We start from the raw sequence: 16,956 nt of genomic DNA on the forward strand, positions 1-16,956 counted from the left end.
CGTCTCGCGTCCATCATGGACCGGCTGGTCATGGCCCGGCTCCGCACGTGCCAATGTGGAATCACAATATCGATCGGCGTGCAGCCGGGTGCTACTGTTCGCCGCGGAGCAGGTCAGGTACGGGGGAAAGTTACATGTACGGTCGAGTGCAGGGCGGATTCTGACGTGCCATCGGTCAATGCGCCCATTCGGACGCGGCACGACGCGCTGCCGGTTCTTTCCGCGGTGCCGGTGCCGCCGCAGGCTCTCGCCGACGGGTGGCCCCCGGTGTGGTGGGTCGGCTGTCACGGCGGCAGCGGCGCCAGCACGTTGGCGGCGCTAACCCGGGTCGGCTACGACCACGGCTCGGCGTGGCCGCTACTGCCGCAGCACGCCCCGATGATCAACGTCGTCCTGGTCTGTCGGGCCAGCGCCACGGGCACGCTGGCGGCGACGGGCGCGGTGGAGCAGTGGCGTCGGCGGGCCGTCCCGGCGCACGTCCGGGTGCAGGGAGTCGTCGCGGTCGCCGCGTCGCCGAAACGACCGCCCAGAATCGTCAACGAGCGCCTGCAACTGCTGGGCGGATGGGTGCCGAACGTCTGGCGCGTCGGCTGGCAGGAGGTTCTGCTGGCCGCCGACCTACCCACCGATCTGGGCGTTCCCCCACCCGACATCGCCGCGCTCCGCGATTCCGTTGTCGAAGTCGTCTCGACCTAGGAGAATTACCAATGTCGATGTTGCTGCATCTGCACGCCGCGGTCGCCAGCGTGCAGGGCGTTGCGACCGATGTCATCGCCGCTCCGGACCCGGGCAACATCGCGCCCCCCGGATCGGACAAGATCCTGACGATCCTCGGCTGGGTGAAGTGGATCGTCACGGCCGTCGCCGTCGGCGGCGCCATGTTCATCGGCGCCAAGATGGCGATCGCCCACCGCCGTGGTGACGACACCAACACCTCGGCGCTGGGCTGGTGGCTGGCCGGCTGCGTGCTGCTCGGAGTGGGGCCGCAGCTGGTCGACGCACTGACCTGAGCGCGGCACTCACCGGGGGGAAGGACCGCCATGCGTTCGAGGAACTACGAGGCCGACTACGCGGAGGAGCCGTCGCCGTGGACCCGGCCGGGCTTCGTGCTGGCCGCCGCGTTGTTGCTGGTGATCGTCGCACTCGGGGTCGTCGTCGCCGTGCGGTCCGGCGACGACGACGAACCCGGCCCGGCGACGCCCCCGGTGGCCGCCGTCAGTGAGACGCCGGCGGCACAGCCGCAGACGACCGGCGAGCTGCCCACGGCGGTCCCCACGACCGCACCGGCGGGTGTCACCTGGCAGGTCGTCCGCGGCACCGCGCTGCCGTTCAGCGATCGGGCCGGGCCACGGGACCACAGCGACACCCAGGCCAAGGGCTTCGCCCACGCCCCGGAGGGCGCGCTGATCGCCGCCGCGCAACTGACCAGCCGTGTGGGCGCCGCCGCCGGCCGGGCATCGTGGGAGCCCACCCTGACCCGGCAGTTCCTGCCCAGCGCCGACCGGGACAGGCTCCAGCGGGCACTCGAGGCGGAGCCGGAGCAGCCGGCCCAGCCGGGCGACCTCGCGCCGCTGGCGGGTTATCTGTACCAGAGCTACTCACCGGACACCGCGGTGATCGGTCTGGCCTACCGGGCGGTCAACGGCGCCACCGCACGCTGGTTCATCGTCACGACCACCCTCCGGTGGAGCGACGGGGACTGGAAGATGGTGGCACCGCCCGGCGGCGCCTGGACATCGCTGAGCCGCACCGTGACCGACCTGAGCGGCGTCGTGGAGTGGGGGGCCCGCTGATGTGCAATCCGATCACCCAGCCGGACTGCGGCGTCGGAGACTTCCTCGGCGGAGTCGCCAACTCGGTCGCCGGCAACGTCGCGGAATCCATGCTCGACGGTCTGGCGAAGGCCATGGGCGACACCGCGGCCTGGGCCCTGAAGACCCTGATCGCCGGCTGGATCGCGGTGCCGTCCCCGGTGCTCACCGGAGGATCGGTCGACCGGCTGCGCGAGTACACCTACTGGATCACCGGCGCCGTCGCGGTGTTCTCCCTTCTCGTCGCGGCCGGGCGAATCGTGTGGGAGCGCAACGCCAAGGCCGCCACCGACGCCGGGCGTGGCCTCGTCCAACTGACGCTGATCAGCGCCGCGGGGGTGCCGACGGTCGCGCTGCTCAGCGAGTTCGGCGACGGTTACTCCAAGTGGATCGTGGACGCGTCGACGGGCGGTGATCTCGGCGAGCGCCTGTTGATGTTCGCGCCGGTGGCCGGCGCGGCCGCCTTCAACGGACTCACGTCCATCGCGCTGATCACCGTCTCGTTCATGCTGCTGCTCATCTCGTTCACGCAGATCCTGTTGAGCATCGGCATCGCCGCGATCAAGGTGCTGCTGAGCGGGCTGATGCCGCTGGCCGCGGCGGCGGCCATGACCGGCACCGGCCGTGCCGTGCTGGCGCGCTACCTGAGCTGGCTGATGGCGGCCCTGCTCTACAAGCCGGCCGCCGCCACCGTGTACGCGGCCGCGTTCTGGATGATCGGTGACGGCGAGGACCTCACCACCGTGCTGACCGGCATCGTGCTGATGTGCATGGGCATCGTGGCGATGCCTGCCCTGCTGAAGCTGCTGGCTCCGGCGACCAGCCAGATCGCCATGGGCGGTGGCGGTGGCGGGGGCATGGCGGCCTCCGGAACCATCGCCACCGGCGCGATGCTGCTCAACTCCACCCGCGGAGGCGGTGGCGGTGGCGGTGGCGGAGCCGGCGGTGGTGACGGGGGCGGACCGGGCGCCCCGGTGCGCCCCTCCGGGGCCGGCACCGGACCCGCCGCCGCACCGGCACCGTCCGGCGGTGGGACGCCCACCGGAGGCGGCGGCGCCGCGACCGGCGGAGGAGGCGCGGCCGGCGGAGGCACGGCGGCCGGCGGAGGTGGCGCGGCCGCGGGCGGAGGCGCGGCGGCCAGCGGAGGCGCGGCGGCGGGCGGAGGCGCGGCGGCGGCCGGCGGAATGGCCGCGGCGGCAGGCCCCATCGGCGCCGGAATCATGGTCGGGCAGGCCGCCGCGAAGGCCGGGCCGGCGGCGGTCCGAAAGATCGGTGGCGCCGCCGCGGGCGCGACCGGACCGACAGGAGCTGAGCAGTGACGACGACGGCCGCGCCGCCGAACCCGCCGCAGCAGCGCGCGTACGGCAACTGGCGCCGTGGTGTGTCGGCCGGACTGTTCGGTCTGGGCACCGTCGGCACGCTCATCATGTTCGGCCTGGCGCTGCTGACCGTGCTGATGCTCGCCGTGTCGCTCCTGGCCGCCCTGGTGACCGCGTTGTGTGGCGCCGCCGTCCTGGTCCCGCTGGCCGTCCGGGTCAACGGGCGCACCGGGCTGCAGGTCATGGCGGCACGGTTCGCCTGGTGGCGGGGACGCTCACGGCGGCAGCACCTCTACCTGTCCGGCGTGGCCTCCAAGGTGACGCAGACCCACCAGCTGCCCGGCATCCTGGCCCGCTCACAGGTCTACGAGGTGGAGACGGGCCGCTCCGGGCGCATCGGCGTGGTGGTCATCCCGCAGTCGCGGCACTACACCGTCACGCTGCGCTGCTACCCGGAGGGCATGGACCTGGTCGACCAGAGCGCCATCGACGCCCGCGTGGCGCACCTGGCGGCCTGGCTGTCCAACCTCAGCCGCGAACCGGGCCTGGTGCAGGCCGCGGTCACCGTGGAGAGCACCCCGGACCCGGGCACGCAGCTGGCCACCGAGGTCGACGACACGATGTCGCCGGAGGCGCCGGAGCTGGCCCGCCGCGTCCTCGCGGAGGTGGTACGCAGCTACCCGGCCGGGTCGGCGACCGTGGAGACCCGGGTCTCGCTCACCTACACGCTGCCGCCGAACCGGCGGCAGCTCTCGCACGAGGACATGTGCCGGGAGGTGGCCGCCCGGTTGCCGAACCTGCACTCCGGGCTCTCGGCCGCCGGCGCCGGCGGCGTGCGCCCGATGATGCCGCGCTCGCTGGTCCGGGCCGTGCGCGCCGCGTACGACCCCGGCGTGGGCATCGAGCTGTCGCGTACTCCAGACCTGGACCTCACGTGGGAGAACGCCGGCCCGGTCTCGGCGCGGGAGAGCTGGGACTACTACCGGCACGACTCCGGCGTCTCGCGGACCTGGGGAATGGTCGAGGCCCCGCGCGGTGTCACCTTCGCCAACACGTTCGCCCGGCTGACCGATCCCGACCCGCAGCTGCTGCGCAAGCGGGTGTCGCTGATCTACCGGCCGTACTCGCCGGCCGAGTCGGCCAAGCTCGTCGAGTCCGACAAGCGCGACGCCCGGTTCAACGCGACGAAGAAGGCCCAGGCCACCGCCCGGGACCTGGCCGACCTCAACGCGGCCGAGCAGGCCGCGCAGGAGGAGGCCTCCGGGGCCGGCGTCGTGCGGTTCACGGTGCTGGTCACCGCCACCGTCTCCTCGGTCGAGCAGCTCGACGAGGCGACCCGGATCATCGACTCGCGCGCCGCCGAGGCCCGGCTCATGCTCCGCCCGATGTACGGGGCCCAGGCGGCGACCTTCGCCGCCACCCTGCCGACCGGGGTGGTGCTGCCCGTGCACGCCACCGTGCCGTTCTAGGAGGCGGCCCCGATGCCCCGTTCCGTCATCCCGATCCGACGTCCCAGCAGACTGGGTTACACCGGCCCCGGCGGTGGCTACATGTCGTGGGTCGAGTCGCCCACGGAATACCGCGGCACCACGGTGCAGGTGTGCGGCCTGTGGCCGTTCGGCACCGGCTCGTCCACCCCGACGATCGGCGCCCCGCTGGGCCGGCACCGCTACACCAACGCGACGGTGTGCTTCGACCCGATCTCCTGGTACGAACGCGCCAAGCTGATCAACAACCCGTCGGTGTGGATCCAGGCGGAGCCGGCAATGGGCAAGTCCACCAGCGTGCGGCGGATGCTGCTGAGCCTGGTCGCCCAGGGGGTGACCCCGCTGATCCTGGGCGACCTCAAACCCGACTACGCCGAGCTGGTCGCCGCGCTCGGCGGCCGGGTGCTGCGGGTGGGCCCCGGGCTGCACCGGATCAACCCGCTCGACATCGGCCCGTGGCAGCAGGTGCTGGCGCACGTGCGCGATCCCAAGGAGATCGAGCAGCTGCACGCGGAGATCGTCGACCGTCGGCTGAACGCCGCCCTGGTGCTGGCGACACTGACTCGGGGTGCGCCGCTCGCGTCGGACGAGATCACCGTCCTGGCGGCCGCGCTGCGCTTCCTGACCGAGCGGGAGAGCGCCGCCCAGCCGTTGCTGTCGGACGTGCTGCGGGTCATCGAGGAGGCGCCCATGCCGGTGCGGTGGGTGACGCTGTGGCACGACGACCACGACCTGGACCGCTACCGCCTGGAGACGGAGAACCTGCGGCGTACGCTGCGGGCGCTGATCCACGGGCCGCTCGGCTCGACCGTCGAGGGTCACACCACCGCCTCGATCGACCTGGACACCACCGCGCTCTGCGTGGACATCTCCGGCATCAGCGAGACCAACCAGATGCTGACCGCCGCCACCCTGGTCACCACGTGGGCCGCCGGCTTCGGTCAGGTCGAGGCCGCGCACCGGATGTCCGACCTGGGCCTGGCCCCGCCGCGGCGCTTCTTCCTGGTCCTGGACGAGATGTGGCGCGCGTTGCGGGTCGGGCACGGCATGGTCGACCGCATCGACGCGCTGACCCGGCTGAACCGCTCCAAGGGCACCGGCACCGCGTTCATCACCCACTCGCTGGGTGACCTGCAGGCGTTGCCGAACGAGGAGGACCGCGCCAAGGCGCGCGGCTTCGCCGACCGGTGCGCGGTGCTCATGATCGGCGCCTGCTCCGAGCAGGAGCTCGACGCCGTCGCCCGGGTACGGCCCCTCGCGCAGGCCGAACGCGCCGAGGTGCTGTCGTGGTCCGCGCCGCCGTCGTGGACGACCGGACCGGACGAGGAGGAGGTCCTGATCGGCCGGGGGAACTTCCTCATCAAGGTCGGGACCCGTCCCGGCATCCCGGTGCACCTGGAACCCACCGAGATCGAGAAGCAGTTGGGCAACACCGACTTCCGGTGGCGGCGCACATGAGCCGGGCGGTGGGACCGGGCGGAAGCAGTGACTCCTCGGGCCTGGTCGCCGGCGGGCTGGCCGGGCTCGCACTGGCGGCGGCCGGGGCGGTGTGGCTGCCGTTGCGGCTGACCGATCCGCCCGGCTACGACGGCGAGGGGCTGTTCAGCGCCGCCGCGGGGTTGATCTCCGGCACGATCACCTGGACCGTCGCGTGCACGCTGGTGGCGGTCGCCGAGGTGCTGGTGGTGACGGCACTGGGCGCGGGTGTGTCGCTGCTGGTCCGGGGACGCCGTCTCCGGGGCAGCCGGGTCGACCGGGCCGCGCGGCACATGGCCCGCCGCGGCGACCTGGCGCACCTGAGCCCCGACGGGGTCACCGCGTCCGCCAGGCGACTGCGGGCCAGTCTGGCCGACGCCGGGACCGTCGCCCCCGACGACGCCGGCGTCCTGATCGGACACGCCGTGGTGGGCGGGATGGAGCTGCGCCAGTCCTGGGAGGACATGGCGGTCGACATCTGGGGGCCGCGTACCGGCAAGACCACCGCCCGCGCGATCCCGGCCACCGTGTCCAACCCCGGGCCGACGCTGGTCACCAGCGTCAAGGGCGACATCATCGACGCCACCCGGGAGTTGCGCGCGACCCGAGGCGAGATCTGGGTGTTCGACCCGCAGCAGGTCTGGGGGCAGCCGCAGCAGCTGTGGTGGAACCCGCTCGGCGGGATCGCCACCATCACCGACGCGCGTCGGCTGGCCGAGCACTTCGCCTCGGCCGAGCGTGAACCCGGCATGCAGCGCGACGCGTTCTTCGACCCCAGCTCCGAGGAGCTCGTGGCCAACCTGCTGCTGGCGGCCGCGGTCGGCGGACGGTCCGTCCTCGACGTCTACCGCTGGGCGGTGAACCCGCGCGACGAGTCGCCGGCCGACATCCTGACCGGTGCGGGCTTCCAACTGCCGGCCGACTCGATCGTCGGTGTGATCAACATGCCGGAACAGACCCGGGGCGGCGTCTACGCCGGCGCCCAGAAGATGCTCATGTGCCTGACCGAGCCGAGTGTCACCGCATGGGTCAGTCCGCCGTCCTCACCGATGATCCGGCAGTTCCGCCCCGAGGACTTCGTCGCCACGTGCGACACCGTCTACCTGCTCAGCCAGGGCGGTCCGGGATCACCGGCACCACTGATCGCCGCGCTGACCGACGCGGTGCTGCGAGCGGGCGAGATGCGCGCCCGCACCTCGCCGGGCCGGCGCCTCGACCCGCCGCTGGTGTCGGTGCTCGACGAGGCGGCCAACATCTGCCGCATCCGGCAACTGCCGGCCCTGTACTCCTACTACGGCTCGCACGGCCTCCCGATCATCACCGTGCTGCAGTCGTACGCCCAGGGCGTCGACGTGTGGGGCCGCGAGGGCATGCGCAAGCTGTGGTCGGCGGCGAACGTGCGCACCTACGGCGGTGGCGTCGCGGACCCCGAGTTCCTCGAGGAGCTGTCCCGCCTCATCGGTGAGCACGACGTCATGACCCGATCCACGTCGAGCAGCGGTTCCGGCTTCGGCCAGCGGTCCGTGTCCCGGCAGACCCGCCGCCAGCGGGTGCTCGACGTCGCGGAGCTGCACGCGCTGCCCCGCGGCCGGATGGTGGTCTACAGCTCCGGTGCGCCGCCGGTGCTGGCCCGCACCGCGCCCTGGCAGACCGGCCCGTACGCCGAGGCCGTCCGGGCCTCCATCGCCCGCTGGGATCCGGACCGCCGCAACGACTGGAATCTCCAGGCCGACACCTCTCAACTGCAGTCGTTCGACAACGCTGTGCAGGAGCCGCGATGACCACGCCCACCGACCGGAGCGGTTCGGAGCGGGCCGTCGCCGAACTGTCCGCTCTGCTGGAGCAGCTGTCCGGCGCGATGCCGCCCGGCGACCCGCCGCCGGATCCGCAGGCGGCCACGGCAGCCACCCCGCAGCCGGCCGCCGACGAGGTGCCGGAGCCGGCGTTCCGCAACCTCGACGAGTTCATGCGCCTGTACCTGGGCGAGGTCGTCGAGCGCCGCGTCCTCAGCGGGCCCAAGAGCGGCATCCACTGGTGCGACCGGTGGTGGGCGCACCCCGAGGCGATCTCGCGCCTCTACGCGATGTGGCGCGAGTGGGAGAAGGCCCGCCTCGACGACACGATGAGCACGTGGTGGCTGCACCACCTCGATCCGCACCTGATGGCCATGACCACCGAGTACGGGCCGTTCGCCAAGTGCGAACCCGGCCGGCACAGCGAGCCCAGCACCCTGCCGACCCTCCCCGCTCCACGGGAGATCCTCGATCAGCTGCCCGAGGGCTGAGCGTCGGGCGGCCGAGTGATCGCCGCCGGCGCGGGGCGACGATGGTGCTTCTCGGCGGTGGTGTGCTCGCCGGGTCACCGGCACTGGCGTCCGCTGACCGGCAGCTCGTGGGCGGCGCGGTGATCCTGAGTCACCCGCCCGTCCGTCCCACCGGCGCGTATGGCTCAGCCGGAACCGGGCCCCTCAGGAGGACATCCTTCGGGGCCTGGTTCAGCGACGCTCACCCCAGTTGCATCTGCTCCCAGCCGCTCGACATGCATCGCTGCCAGCCAGAGCTCGATGAGCCGTTGTAGTACAGATCGATGCATGCATGACGCTGGGCCTCGGTCGCGGACGTTCCGGTCGAGAAGTGGTAGGAGTTCTGCCAGGTTCCTCGCTCACTTAGCGCTGAAGTGCAACTCTGCGTGTTCTTCGGTGACTGCCACTGGTTGGAGTTCGGCTTGTCCAACGAAACCCACGCCGTGACCTTGCAGCCGGTCGCGCCCGTTGCTGCCGGATCGATCAAAACGTCAGACGTCAGGTAGAACGCCTGCCCGCCTCCGGACGGTACGTACCAAAAGATGTTCATGCACAACCCGATCCGGTTGCCGTTCGCGTAACTGCCGGACAGCGCTCCACAGTAGGACTGCTCAGCTGCCTGGGCCGGAGCCCCTGACGTCGGCAGGATCACCGCTGAAGCAGCGAGTACGACCGCCGCGCGAAGGAGGAGTTTGCGCCACGCCAACGCTGTTCTGATTCCCCGCATTTGCTCTCCCAATGACCGGGTCGAATGAGACGCGAGCGTATCTGGAAAATGATCCACTCAACAGAAAGGCGATAATGAATTCATTCGCCCGCCACCTGGCCGCAATCCGGGCTGCACGAATTGCTCGTTGGCCCAAGGTGCCGGGCGATCAGGTCAGCCCGCTGCCCGACGCACGCGAGCCGCAACTGCTGCACCACAAGGCCGAGGCTGCTGTCCCCGGCAAGGGAGTGGGGCCTGTCGCCTCCCAGCGGGCGACTGAGGACGACCGCGAGAGCCTCAGCCGACGGCCGGGTGGAAAACCATCGCGTTGCCGTCCGACGGGTCGGCGGCGAGGCCGCCGTGGGCCGTGACGGCCACCGGCGCCACCCCGGGAGACACCGACCGGTCCAGGCCGGTGCGCGCGTCGAGGACGACGGCGGCCCCGTTCACCGTGCCGTAGACCGCGCCGTGCCACGCCGCGGTCATCCGCGGGGCGCGCCGACCGGTCGCGGGCAACTGCCACAGGTCGTCGCCGGTGGTGGAGTCCAGGGCGAACAGCGGCTCCGAGTTGCCGAGAGCGCAGACCGTGACCGCGGCCTCGTCGTAGGCGCAGCGCAGTCCCACCCGGTACTCGCCGGTCGTGCGGTTGACCAGGGCTCCGTCCTTCTTGACGAGCGCGTAGAAGCGCTTGCCGTCGTTCTGCCGACCCACCGCGACGACGAACGACGGACCGGCGGCGGCGAGTTCGGCGTCGGCGACGGAGACCGCCGACCAGCGCTCGGCGCCGTCGAGCAGCGCGAGCCCGGTGACGGACCGGCGGTAGCGGGCGTCCGGAGCGGTGAGGCCGACGACGGTGTCCCCCAGCAGCGCCGAGGCGGCGAAGTCGTCGTCGCGCCACAGGGTGTTGCCGGTGCTGACGTCGACGACCACCGTCACCTGCTTGCCGATGCCGAGCACCACAGCGGTGCCGCGGCCGCCGACCACGCGTACCGGATCGGCGGCGACCAGGCTGAAGTCGCCCTCGGCCGGTTTGGCGTCCACGGTCACGGTCGTCGTCAGCCGGCCGTCGGTCGCGTCGATCACGAGCAGCTCGACGGCCTGCCGGGACGCGACGGTGCCGGAGGCGGGGATCTCCACCGCGTACGGCACCACCACGGTGGGCCGACCGGAGGGGTCGATCAGCACCGGTCGGTGCCCGGCCGCGGCCGGGTTGCGGGTGATCGGTGCCTGCTTCGGGGTGAGCACGGACAGCTGGCGTCCGCCGGCCACGTCCACCACCGTGGTCCGGGCGTCGCCGGCCACGAATGCGGTCGTCCCGCGCAGGAGGACGTCCCCGGGGCGGGCCTCGCCGAGAGCCGTGCCGGTGGGCCCGAACCGGGTCGGCGGGTCGAACGCCGGCGCCGACGGGGTGGCGGCGGGTGACGGTGCGGCAGCGGAGGCCGGCGCTGACGGCGGGTCGTCGTCCCCACATCCGGCGACCGTCGCCGCGAGCGCAACGATGACCGCCGCCGCCTGGAGCCGCGCTCGCACCACTGGATCCCCCGTTTCCGCGACCGTCCGGCCCCGTAGCGTAGCAACGGGCATCGATCGGGCGGGCGACCGTCGGTGACCGGCGCGTGTCGCGGTGGACCAACCGGTCTGTTCTCAGTGGACAGCGCGATCTATGCTGCTCCCGGTACGCATCGTGAGCGGCATCGGCGTCTGCCCGCCGCTCGGGCGTGCCGATGCAGTCGTGCGTTCGGGGGAGGGCACTGCATGAGTTCGCCGTGCGTGGACGTCCGGGCCGCCGGAGCCGTCGCCGGTGTCGCCGTGCCCCCGGCCTCCCCCCGCTCGTCGCGCGCCTCGGCGCCCCGTGACTCACGAGTCCGTGACGATTCCGCTGCCGTCAGGATGTGCACATGGAGATGACAGACGTGACGAAGGTGTCGGATTCCTGGGGATGCATGCTCAGCACCCACCGCTACCGGTGGGACGAGCGGGAGGAACCGGTACGGCAGAACGTCACCTTCGCCGACCAGGCCGCCACGTCCCGGAGCACGCTGGCCGGTGCGGGTGAGGCCGAGCCGCCGCGCACCGTCGAGATCGCCAGCACCGAGGCGCTCGTGGCCGCGTCCCTGCTCCGGGAGCTGTCGGCCCGGCTCCGCCACGGCGTCAGCACCGGGGCGGTGAGTCCGGACGCCGCGGAGCTGGCCGACGTGACCGACGATCTCGTCGGCCGGCTCTACTCGGCGACGGGCATGCGTGGCTGACGCCGTCGACCCGGCGTGGCCGAGCGCCGGACGGTTCCGGCGCCCTGACCGCCGACCAGGTATCCGCAGCGACACCAGAAGAAGGCAGCAGAGATGACAGTGCCCTTGCCGCCGGCCCGGGCGGAGGCGCAGGCCCGGCCGTTGAACGTGCTCACGCTGTGCGACAAGTGGATCGGCGGCGGCCCGATCGCCGTCAACCGGGAGATCTCCGTGGCGCTCGCCGAGCTCGGGCACCGGGTGACCACCCGGGTGAGTGTGCCGTCGCCGTCGCATCCCCTGGTCGACGTCCAGGTGCTCGACCCGGTCCCGGGGGTGTCGGACACCCGGGCGCAACTGCTCCGGGCGGACGGGCTTCCGGCTGACGTCGACGTCATCATGGGTCACGGTCGGTTCTCCGGTGGAGCCGCCTCCTACCTGCGCGACAACTTCTATCCGCACGCGAAGGTGGTGCACTTCGTCCACGTGACGGCGGACGAGATGGACCGCGGCCGGGGTGAGCCGCTGGAGTCGAACCAGCACACCGAGACCGAGCGCGCCCTGGTGTCCCGGGCCGACCTGGTGGTCGGCGTGGGCCCGCTGCTGACCGCCGAGGGCCGCCGCCTGGCCCGGATGTGCGAGAAGCCGCCCCCGGTGGTGGAGATGACGCCTGGCGTGGTCCTGGAGACGCCGCCCCGGTACGACCCCGAGCAGACCCGGCTGAACCTGCTGGTGTTCACGCGCACTGACGACCGCCTCAAGGGAGCCGACATCGCCGCCGCCGCGGTGGGCGAACTGCACAACCGCGGCCTGGACGTACGGCTGACGATGCTGGGGGCGCACAAGTCCGACGTCGCGGAACAGGAACGCGTGCTGTCCGACATCGCCGGCTTCCCGGTGCGGGTGCGGGGCTACACCTCCGACCCGGGCGTCATGGCCGCCGAACTCCGGGGGGCGGACCTGGTGATCCACGCGGCCCGGCACGAGGACTTCGGCCTGGCCCCGCTGGAGGCCGCCGGCTACGGCGTGCCGGTCCTGGTCGGGAACCACACCGGGGTCGGGATGTTCCTCGGCGACCCGAACCGGGTGCCGGCGGCTCTGGGCGCACCGTCGGTGGTGAACACCAGGGGGCGCTCGGAGGCGACGCTGCCCACCGTGTGGGCCGACCACGCCGAGGCCGTCCTGAAGGATCTGCCGGAGACCCGGCGTCGGGCCACGGAGCTGCGCGAGCACCTCGGGCAGAACCACACCTGGCGGCACGCCGCCGAAGGGGTGGCGGAGCACATCCGGGCCCTGGCGCCATCCACGCGCGGCACCACCGCCGCGACGGCCGCGTTGCAGGCCGCGCACCAGCAGACCCGTCCCCCGGCCGTGCCGCCCCGCCGGCCGCAGGCCTGGCAGGAGGGCCTCCGGCCGCCGGGGCGCGGCCGGTGAGCGGGACCGCGAAGCCGTGGCTGCTGCTCGACATCGACGGGGTCCTCAACCCCACCGGCGACCATGCCGACCGTGGCTTCACCGCGCACCACCTGCACGGCTACCGGGTGCAGCTCAGCCGCGAGCACGGGCGGATGCTGAACGAGCTCGACCGTGAGGGACTGGTCGACCTGCGGTGGGCGACGACCTGGAACCACGCCGCGAACGCCTACGTCGCGCCCGCCGTCGGCCTGACCGGTCCGCTGCCCGTCCTGGTCATCGACCGGGCGCTGGCCGGTCCGGTGCCGTTCGGCGTCAACTGGAAGGCCGCGAGCGTGCTGGCCGAGGCCGACGGCGTGCCCTTCGCCTGGCTGGACGACTTCCTCACCGACGCCGACCGGCGGTGGGCCGAGGCGCGTGTCCTCGACAACGGGGTCCCCACGCTGCTCGTGCCGGTCGACCCGGCGGTCGGGTTGCTTCCCGACCACCTCGACCAGGTGCGCTCGTGGGCGCGGAGCACCAGCGGCCCCGGTGTCCTCACCGGTGGGGAGCTGCTGCGGCGTACCCCGCACCTGTCGGCGGACCCGGTGGCGCGGGAGCGGGCGGACTGGTTCGCGCGCACCTGCAACGCTCTGCCCGACCGGGCCGCCGGTCTCGACCGGAGGGACCTGACCGTCTCGCTGTGGGACCGCTGCGCGACCGCGGTCACCGCCGAGCACGGGGGCGGGTCGGGGGTGCGTCCCACCGACGAGTTCGTCCGCCAGTCCTTCCGCCGGTTCCTCCGGGGCGACGGCGCGGCGGCGACGGTCTGGGCCGACCGGGCCGCCCTGCGCGCCGCCCGGCCCGAGCGCGGCGACGTCGCGCACGCCAAGGACTCGTACCGCCTCGTCCTCGGGGAGACACCCGACCGCGACGCCGGCCCGCGGATCCAACTGCTCGTCGACTCCGCGGTGGCCGACCTCGGCATCAGCCCGGACATCCAACGCACCCACCGCTCGATCCAGCTGGGCCCGTCCGGCCCGCTGGTGCAGGTCTCCGTCCGCGCCGACCGCCGCGACACGTCCAGCGACCTGACCGTCGCCTTCGGTCACGACGGACAGGCCGAGCGGGTCCCCTACGATCAGTTGCTACGCGACGGCCCGGACGCCCTGTACGAGCGGGTCACGCGGGTGAGCAGGTCCGTGGCGGAGCTGCACGAGCGACGGCCGGCCGCCGTCGCCTACCTGCCGGGGCCCGCCGCGCGCCGGCACCAGCAGCAGCCGTACCAGCCGACGACGGCGGCGGTCCGTCCGCCGACGTCACCACAGCCATCGAGGGGCAGACGATGACATCGGAGAGTCCGACGCACGAGGGCAAGGCCATCGACGAGGCGCGACAGGACTACGACGCTCTGCGCGCGGTCGGCGAGCTGTTCCCGGGCACCGCACTGGCGGAGAGCAGCCGGCAACTCGGACGGGGTGGCGACTGGCCGGAGAACCTGCGCGACGCCCCGCTCGTCGTCGACGCCGGCTCGGCCTGGGGCCCGGGCACCGTCCTCGCGGTGGCGGCCGCCGCGCGCGGCGTACCGCGGCTCGCCCTGGTGGTCGTGGGCGACGAGACGGCCGGATCGGCCGCACGCCGCCTCCTGGACCGCGTGGGCCGCCCCGAGGTCGGTGTCGCGTACCGGCCCGCCGAGGTGCCGTCGGCCGTGCGGTCCGCCTGCGGCGCCGACGGGCAGCCGATCCGCTGGGCGAGCCTCGGCGAGCCTCGTCACCTGGCGCAGGTGATCCAGCACGCTCCGGACCTCGCCGGCCGGTTGCGCGTCACGCAGTCGGCCGCCGGCAGCGAGCGGTCGGCGAGCGCCGACGCCGCGCGAACGGTGCTGGACGCGGCGCGGGAGGGACGGATCGCCGGGCTCGACCTGGTGGTCACCGGGCCGGGCGACGACGAGCCGTCGGTCGACCACAGCCGCCGGCAGGCCATGGTGCTGGTCGAGGCGCTGGACGACACCGTGGACACGTCGGCCGCGGCTGCCGTGCTCGGCGGCTCCGTCGTCCTGAGCGCCGCCGTGATGCTGCCCTTCGTCGACGTGGAGCAGGCCGGCACGGCGGTCGACGGCGAGGGCGTCTTCCGGCGCGGCCACGACGGGGTGCCCCTGTGGTGGGGGACGATCGAGGACCATGACCCGTTGGTCCGCTGGCTCAGCCGGGTCATCGAGCCGTCGCGGCCGGACCGGGGGGCGTGACCCGGGTGTCGGCCACCGAGGAGTTCACCGGGCTCGAGGCGATCTACGAGGCGTACGGGCTGGAGACTGCGAGCGACCGCGCCGCGGTCGCGGAGGCGTACGACGTCTTCCGTGAGCACCACGGGCCCTATGTCACCTCCATCGCCGCGGAGATGCTGGACGACCTGCGGGCCTCCGTCGACGCCGACCCGAACGAGCGGATCGTCTTCGTCGGACGGGACGGGTTCAGCCTCGGCGTGGCCGTCCGCGCGATGGACCCCGACTTCTTCGACGCGCACTGTCACAACGTGGTGCTCTCCCGGGCGCTCGCCGAGGCCGCCGTGCAGGACAAGGAGCGCAACAGCGGGGCCGAGTATCCCCAGCTCCAGCCCTACCGGGAGATCTCCGGGTCGGTCGACGACCGGGACATCGACGGCGCCTACCAGCGGCTCACCCGCTACCTGCGGGGCAACGGGATCCCGGTGGGCCGGGAAGGCAGCCGCATCACCTTCGTCGACAGTTGCCTGAAGGGCACCATCCAGGAACTGTGCGCCGCGATCTATCCCAAGAGCGAGTTCACCGGCCGCTACATGTTCTACTACGGCATCGAGGGCGATCCGCATCCCGGGAGCAAGAAGGGCTATGCCCTGCACCGCGAGGGCGCCCTCGGCGGGGGCCTGAAGACGCTGCCGGACGATCCGGATCTGACCTTCGGCAGCATTCCGGCTATCCGCGTCATCGAGAACGCGTTGCAGGGCCCGTTGAGCAGTCCGAAGAGGATCCGGGACGACGCGCCGGACCAGACCCGGTTGATCGACACTCCGGACCGGACGTGGGGCTGCAATCCCGTGCTGATCGCCGAGCCCTACCGCGATCCCGCCGTGCGCGAGGCCAGCAAGGTGGCCGCGTTGCTCGCCGTGCACGACAGCGCGGTCGACGTACGCGACGGCGCCCCGCTCGACACCGCGACGGTGCGCAAGCAGTTCACCGCGCAGGTGCGTTCCTGGATCAACCGCGGTACCGACGTGGACCCGCGGTTGAACCGCATCCTGGACAGTTTCGTCCACCGGGACGACCACCGCCTCGTTCGCCGCCTGGACGATCTCATGCACGAGGCGCGCCTTCCCGAGGACACCAGATCCCAGTTCTGGACGACGTTCGACAAGGTGTCCTCGCTCGACGACAAGAAGGACTTCATCGAGCGGTTCCGGAACGCGACGCAGCAGGCCCCGGACGGCGCGGGCACGCCGCGTGGGGAGGTCGACGCCTCGCACCGCCGGGCCGAGGACGGTCAGCCGTGGCTGCGGGGCATCACGCCCGCGGCCGGTGGCGCGGTGGCCCGGCCGCCTGCCCAGCGGACGCCCGGCGGCGCTCCTCCGCGGGCCCCCGCCGGCGCGTCGCACCCCGGGCGTCCGCGGCGACCTGACGCGCCGAGTCGCTGACCCACCGGCCAGAAGGGGATTTCAGCCCATGCCGACCGAATCCGGCCTCGAAGCCGCGTACCCCCGGCTGTTCGCCCCGCAGCGATGGGAGTGGGGCGGGCTCGACGCCCAGTTCAGCACCGGAGCGCCACCGGACGAGCTGGTCACCAACGTGCACCTCGTGGGGTTCAGCGGCGACCAGGTCATCCTGTGCCGCGACGACCGCGACGTGTGGTTCCTGCCCGGAGGCACGCGCGAGCCCGGTGAGAGCGTCGAGGACTGCGCCCGGCGGGAGCTGCTGGAGGAGGCGGGTGCGGTGCTCACCGGCCCGCTGACCGTGGTCGGCGCGCACCACTGCGTCACCGACCGCCCGCTGCCGTACCGGCCGCACCAGCCGCATCCGGAGAAGGCCTGGCTGTGGTGTGCCGCCGACGCCGCGATCGTCCAGGCGCCCACGATGCCGGCGGACGCGGAACAGATCGTCGAGGTCCGGGCGGTGCCGGTCGCCGAGGCCGCCGTGCTTCTGCTCACCGATCAGCCCTGGCTCCCCGACCTGCTCATGCTGGCCGTGCGGACACGCGGGCGGGGATGAT

General features: G+C 72.8%; 16 protein-coding genes. 14 read left to right on the forward strand and 2 right to left on the reverse strand.

Going from position 1 to position 16,956, the window contains the following annotated elements; all coding sequences use genetic code 11:
- Positions 1 to 165 precede the first annotated feature (165 nt).
- Genes GA0070622_RS30300 through GA0070622_RS30335 form a run of 8 tightly spaced genes read left to right on the forward strand, consistent with a single transcriptional unit; the run spans position 166 to position 8,377 of the window.
- Complete coding sequence (locus GA0070622_RS30300) at positions 166 to 696, forward strand: hypothetical protein (RefSeq protein WP_176558737.1); 531 nt, start codon at positions 166 to 168, stop codon at positions 694 to 696.
- An 11-nt stretch (positions 697 to 707) separates the two neighbouring features.
- Positions 708 to 1,010, forward strand: coding sequence for a hypothetical protein (locus GA0070622_RS30305; protein ID WP_091582909.1), 303 nt, complete (start codon positions 708 to 710; stop codon positions 1,008 to 1,010).
- 30 nt (positions 1,011 to 1,040) lie between these two features.
- Positions 1,041 to 1,793 (forward strand): DUF8175 domain-containg protein, encoded by a 753-nt coding sequence (locus GA0070622_RS30310; RefSeq protein WP_091582914.1) that lies wholly within the window; start codon positions 1,041 to 1,043, stop codon positions 1,791 to 1,793.
- Positions 1,793 to 3,130, forward strand: a complete 1,338-nt coding sequence (locus GA0070622_RS30315; RefSeq protein WP_141684647.1) for a hypothetical protein — start codon at positions 1,793 to 1,795, stop codon at positions 3,128 to 3,130. Before GA0070622_RS30310 ends, GA0070622_RS30315 begins: the two co-directional genes overlap by 1 nt.
- Complete coding sequence (locus GA0070622_RS30320; protein ID WP_091582920.1) at positions 3,127 to 4,599, forward strand: SCO6880 family protein; 1,473 nt, start codon at positions 3,127 to 3,129, stop codon at positions 4,597 to 4,599. Before GA0070622_RS30315 ends, GA0070622_RS30320 begins: the two co-directional genes overlap by 4 nt.
- A 12-nt stretch (positions 4,600 to 4,611) precedes the next feature.
- Complete coding sequence (locus tag GA0070622_RS30325; protein WP_091582923.1) at positions 4,612 to 6,075, forward strand: ATP/GTP-binding protein; 1,464 nt, start codon at positions 4,612 to 4,614, stop codon at positions 6,073 to 6,075.
- The gene (locus GA0070622_RS30330) at positions 6,072 to 7,874 is read left to right on the forward strand and encodes a type IV secretory system conjugative DNA transfer family protein (RefSeq protein ID WP_091584250.1); all 1,803 of its coding nucleotides are present in this window, start codon (positions 6,072 to 6,074) and stop codon (positions 7,872 to 7,874) included. The genes GA0070622_RS30325 and GA0070622_RS30330 overlap by 4 nt, the downstream gene beginning before the upstream one ends.
- Positions 7,871 to 8,377, forward strand: coding sequence for a DUF4913 domain-containing protein (locus GA0070622_RS30335; protein ID WP_091582927.1), 507 nt, complete (start codon positions 7,871 to 7,873; stop codon positions 8,375 to 8,377). Before GA0070622_RS30330 ends, GA0070622_RS30335 begins: the two co-directional genes overlap by 4 nt.
- A gap of 220 nt (positions 8,378 to 8,597) precedes the next feature.
- Here GA0070622_RS30335 and GA0070622_RS32250 read toward each other — a convergent pair whose 3' ends face one another.
- Both GA0070622_RS32250 and GA0070622_RS30340 read right to left on the reverse strand, forming a co-directional pair.
- The gene (locus tag GA0070622_RS32250; protein ID WP_141561852.1) at positions 8,598 to 9,122 is read right to left on the reverse strand and encodes a hypothetical protein; all 525 of its coding nucleotides are present in this window, start codon (positions 9,120 to 9,122) and stop codon (positions 8,598 to 8,600) included.
- A 276-nt stretch (positions 9,123 to 9,398) separates the two neighbouring features.
- Positions 9,399 to 10,631, reverse strand: coding sequence for an outer membrane protein assembly factor BamB family protein (locus GA0070622_RS30340; RefSeq protein ID WP_141684648.1), 1,233 nt, complete (start codon positions 10,629 to 10,631; stop codon positions 9,399 to 9,401).
- 368 nt (positions 10,632 to 10,999) lie between these two features.
- Between GA0070622_RS30340 and GA0070622_RS30345 the strand changes: the two genes are divergently transcribed.
- From GA0070622_RS30345 to GA0070622_RS30370, 6 genes are all read left to right on the forward strand, one after another.
- Positions 11,000 to 11,350: a hypothetical protein gene (locus tag GA0070622_RS30345; protein ID WP_141684649.1), complete on the forward strand. Its 351-nt coding sequence runs from the start codon at positions 11,000 to 11,002 to the stop codon at positions 11,348 to 11,350.
- A gap of 93 nt (positions 11,351 to 11,443) precedes the next feature.
- Positions 11,444 to 12,760: a glycosyltransferase family 4 protein gene (locus GA0070622_RS30350; RefSeq protein ID WP_091582937.1), complete on the forward strand. Its 1,317-nt coding sequence runs from the start codon at positions 11,444 to 11,446 to the stop codon at positions 12,758 to 12,760.
- Entirely contained in the window at positions 12,757 to 14,067 is a 1,311-nt protein-coding gene (locus tag GA0070622_RS30355) for an HAD domain-containing protein (RefSeq protein ID WP_091582940.1), read from the forward strand. Before GA0070622_RS30350 ends, GA0070622_RS30355 begins: the two co-directional genes overlap by 4 nt.
- Complete coding sequence (locus GA0070622_RS30360; protein ID WP_091582944.1) at positions 14,064 to 14,963, forward strand: hypothetical protein; 900 nt, start codon at positions 14,064 to 14,066, stop codon at positions 14,961 to 14,963. The genes GA0070622_RS30355 and GA0070622_RS30360 overlap by 4 nt, the downstream gene beginning before the upstream one ends.
- Complete coding sequence (locus tag GA0070622_RS30365; RefSeq protein WP_091582947.1) at positions 14,960 to 16,384, forward strand: hypothetical protein; 1,425 nt, start codon at positions 14,960 to 14,962, stop codon at positions 16,382 to 16,384. Before GA0070622_RS30360 ends, GA0070622_RS30365 begins: the two co-directional genes overlap by 4 nt.
- Positions 16,385 to 16,412: 28 nt before the next feature.
- Positions 16,413 to 16,955: an NUDIX hydrolase gene (locus tag GA0070622_RS30370; RefSeq protein ID WP_091582950.1), complete on the forward strand. Its 543-nt coding sequence runs from the start codon at positions 16,413 to 16,415 to the stop codon at positions 16,953 to 16,955.
- Position 16,956: the final 1 nt, after the last annotated feature.

The organism is Micromonospora sediminicola, from assembly GCF_900089585.1.
In the GTDB taxonomy this organism is placed as follows: domain Bacteria; phylum Actinomycetota; class Actinomycetes; order Mycobacteriales; family Micromonosporaceae; genus Micromonospora; species Micromonospora sediminicola.

Excerpts from the sequence above, each read along its gene's own strand:
- GA0070622_RS30335 (WP_091582927.1), top strand. The coding sequence starts at position 7,871 with ATGACCACGCCCACCGACCGGAGCGGTTCGGAGCGGGCCGTCGCCGAA.
- GA0070622_RS30305 (WP_091582909.1), top strand. The coding sequence starts at position 708 with ATGTCGATGTTGCTGCATCTGCACGCCGCGGTCGCCAGCGTGCAGGGC.
- GA0070622_RS30350 (WP_091582937.1), top strand. The coding sequence starts at position 11,444 with ATGACAGTGCCCTTGCCGCCGGCCCGGGCGGAGGCGCAGGCCCGGCCG.
- GA0070622_RS30370 (WP_091582950.1), top strand. The coding sequence starts at position 16,413 with ATGCCGACCGAATCCGGCCTCGAAGCCGCGTACCCCCGGCTGTTCGCC.
- GA0070622_RS30315 (WP_141684647.1), top strand. The coding sequence starts at position 1,793 with ATGTGCAATCCGATCACCCAGCCGGACTGCGGCGTCGGAGACTTCCTC.
- GA0070622_RS30345 (WP_141684649.1), top strand. The coding sequence starts at position 11,000 with ATGGAGATGACAGACGTGACGAAGGTGTCGGATTCCTGGGGATGCATG.
- GA0070622_RS30330 (WP_091584250.1), top strand. The coding sequence starts at position 6,072 with ATGAGCCGGGCGGTGGGACCGGGCGGAAGCAGTGACTCCTCGGGCCTG.
- GA0070622_RS32250 (WP_141561852.1), bottom strand. The coding sequence starts at position 9,122 with ATGCGGGGAATCAGAACAGCGTTGGCGTGGCGCAAACTCCTCCTTCGC.
- GA0070622_RS30310 (WP_091582914.1), top strand. The coding sequence starts at position 1,041 with ATGCGTTCGAGGAACTACGAGGCCGACTACGCGGAGGAGCCGTCGCCG.
- GA0070622_RS30325 (WP_091582923.1), top strand. The coding sequence starts at position 4,612 with ATGCCCCGTTCCGTCATCCCGATCCGACGTCCCAGCAGACTGGGTTAC.
- GA0070622_RS30360 (WP_091582944.1), top strand. The coding sequence starts at position 14,064 with ATGACATCGGAGAGTCCGACGCACGAGGGCAAGGCCATCGACGAGGCG.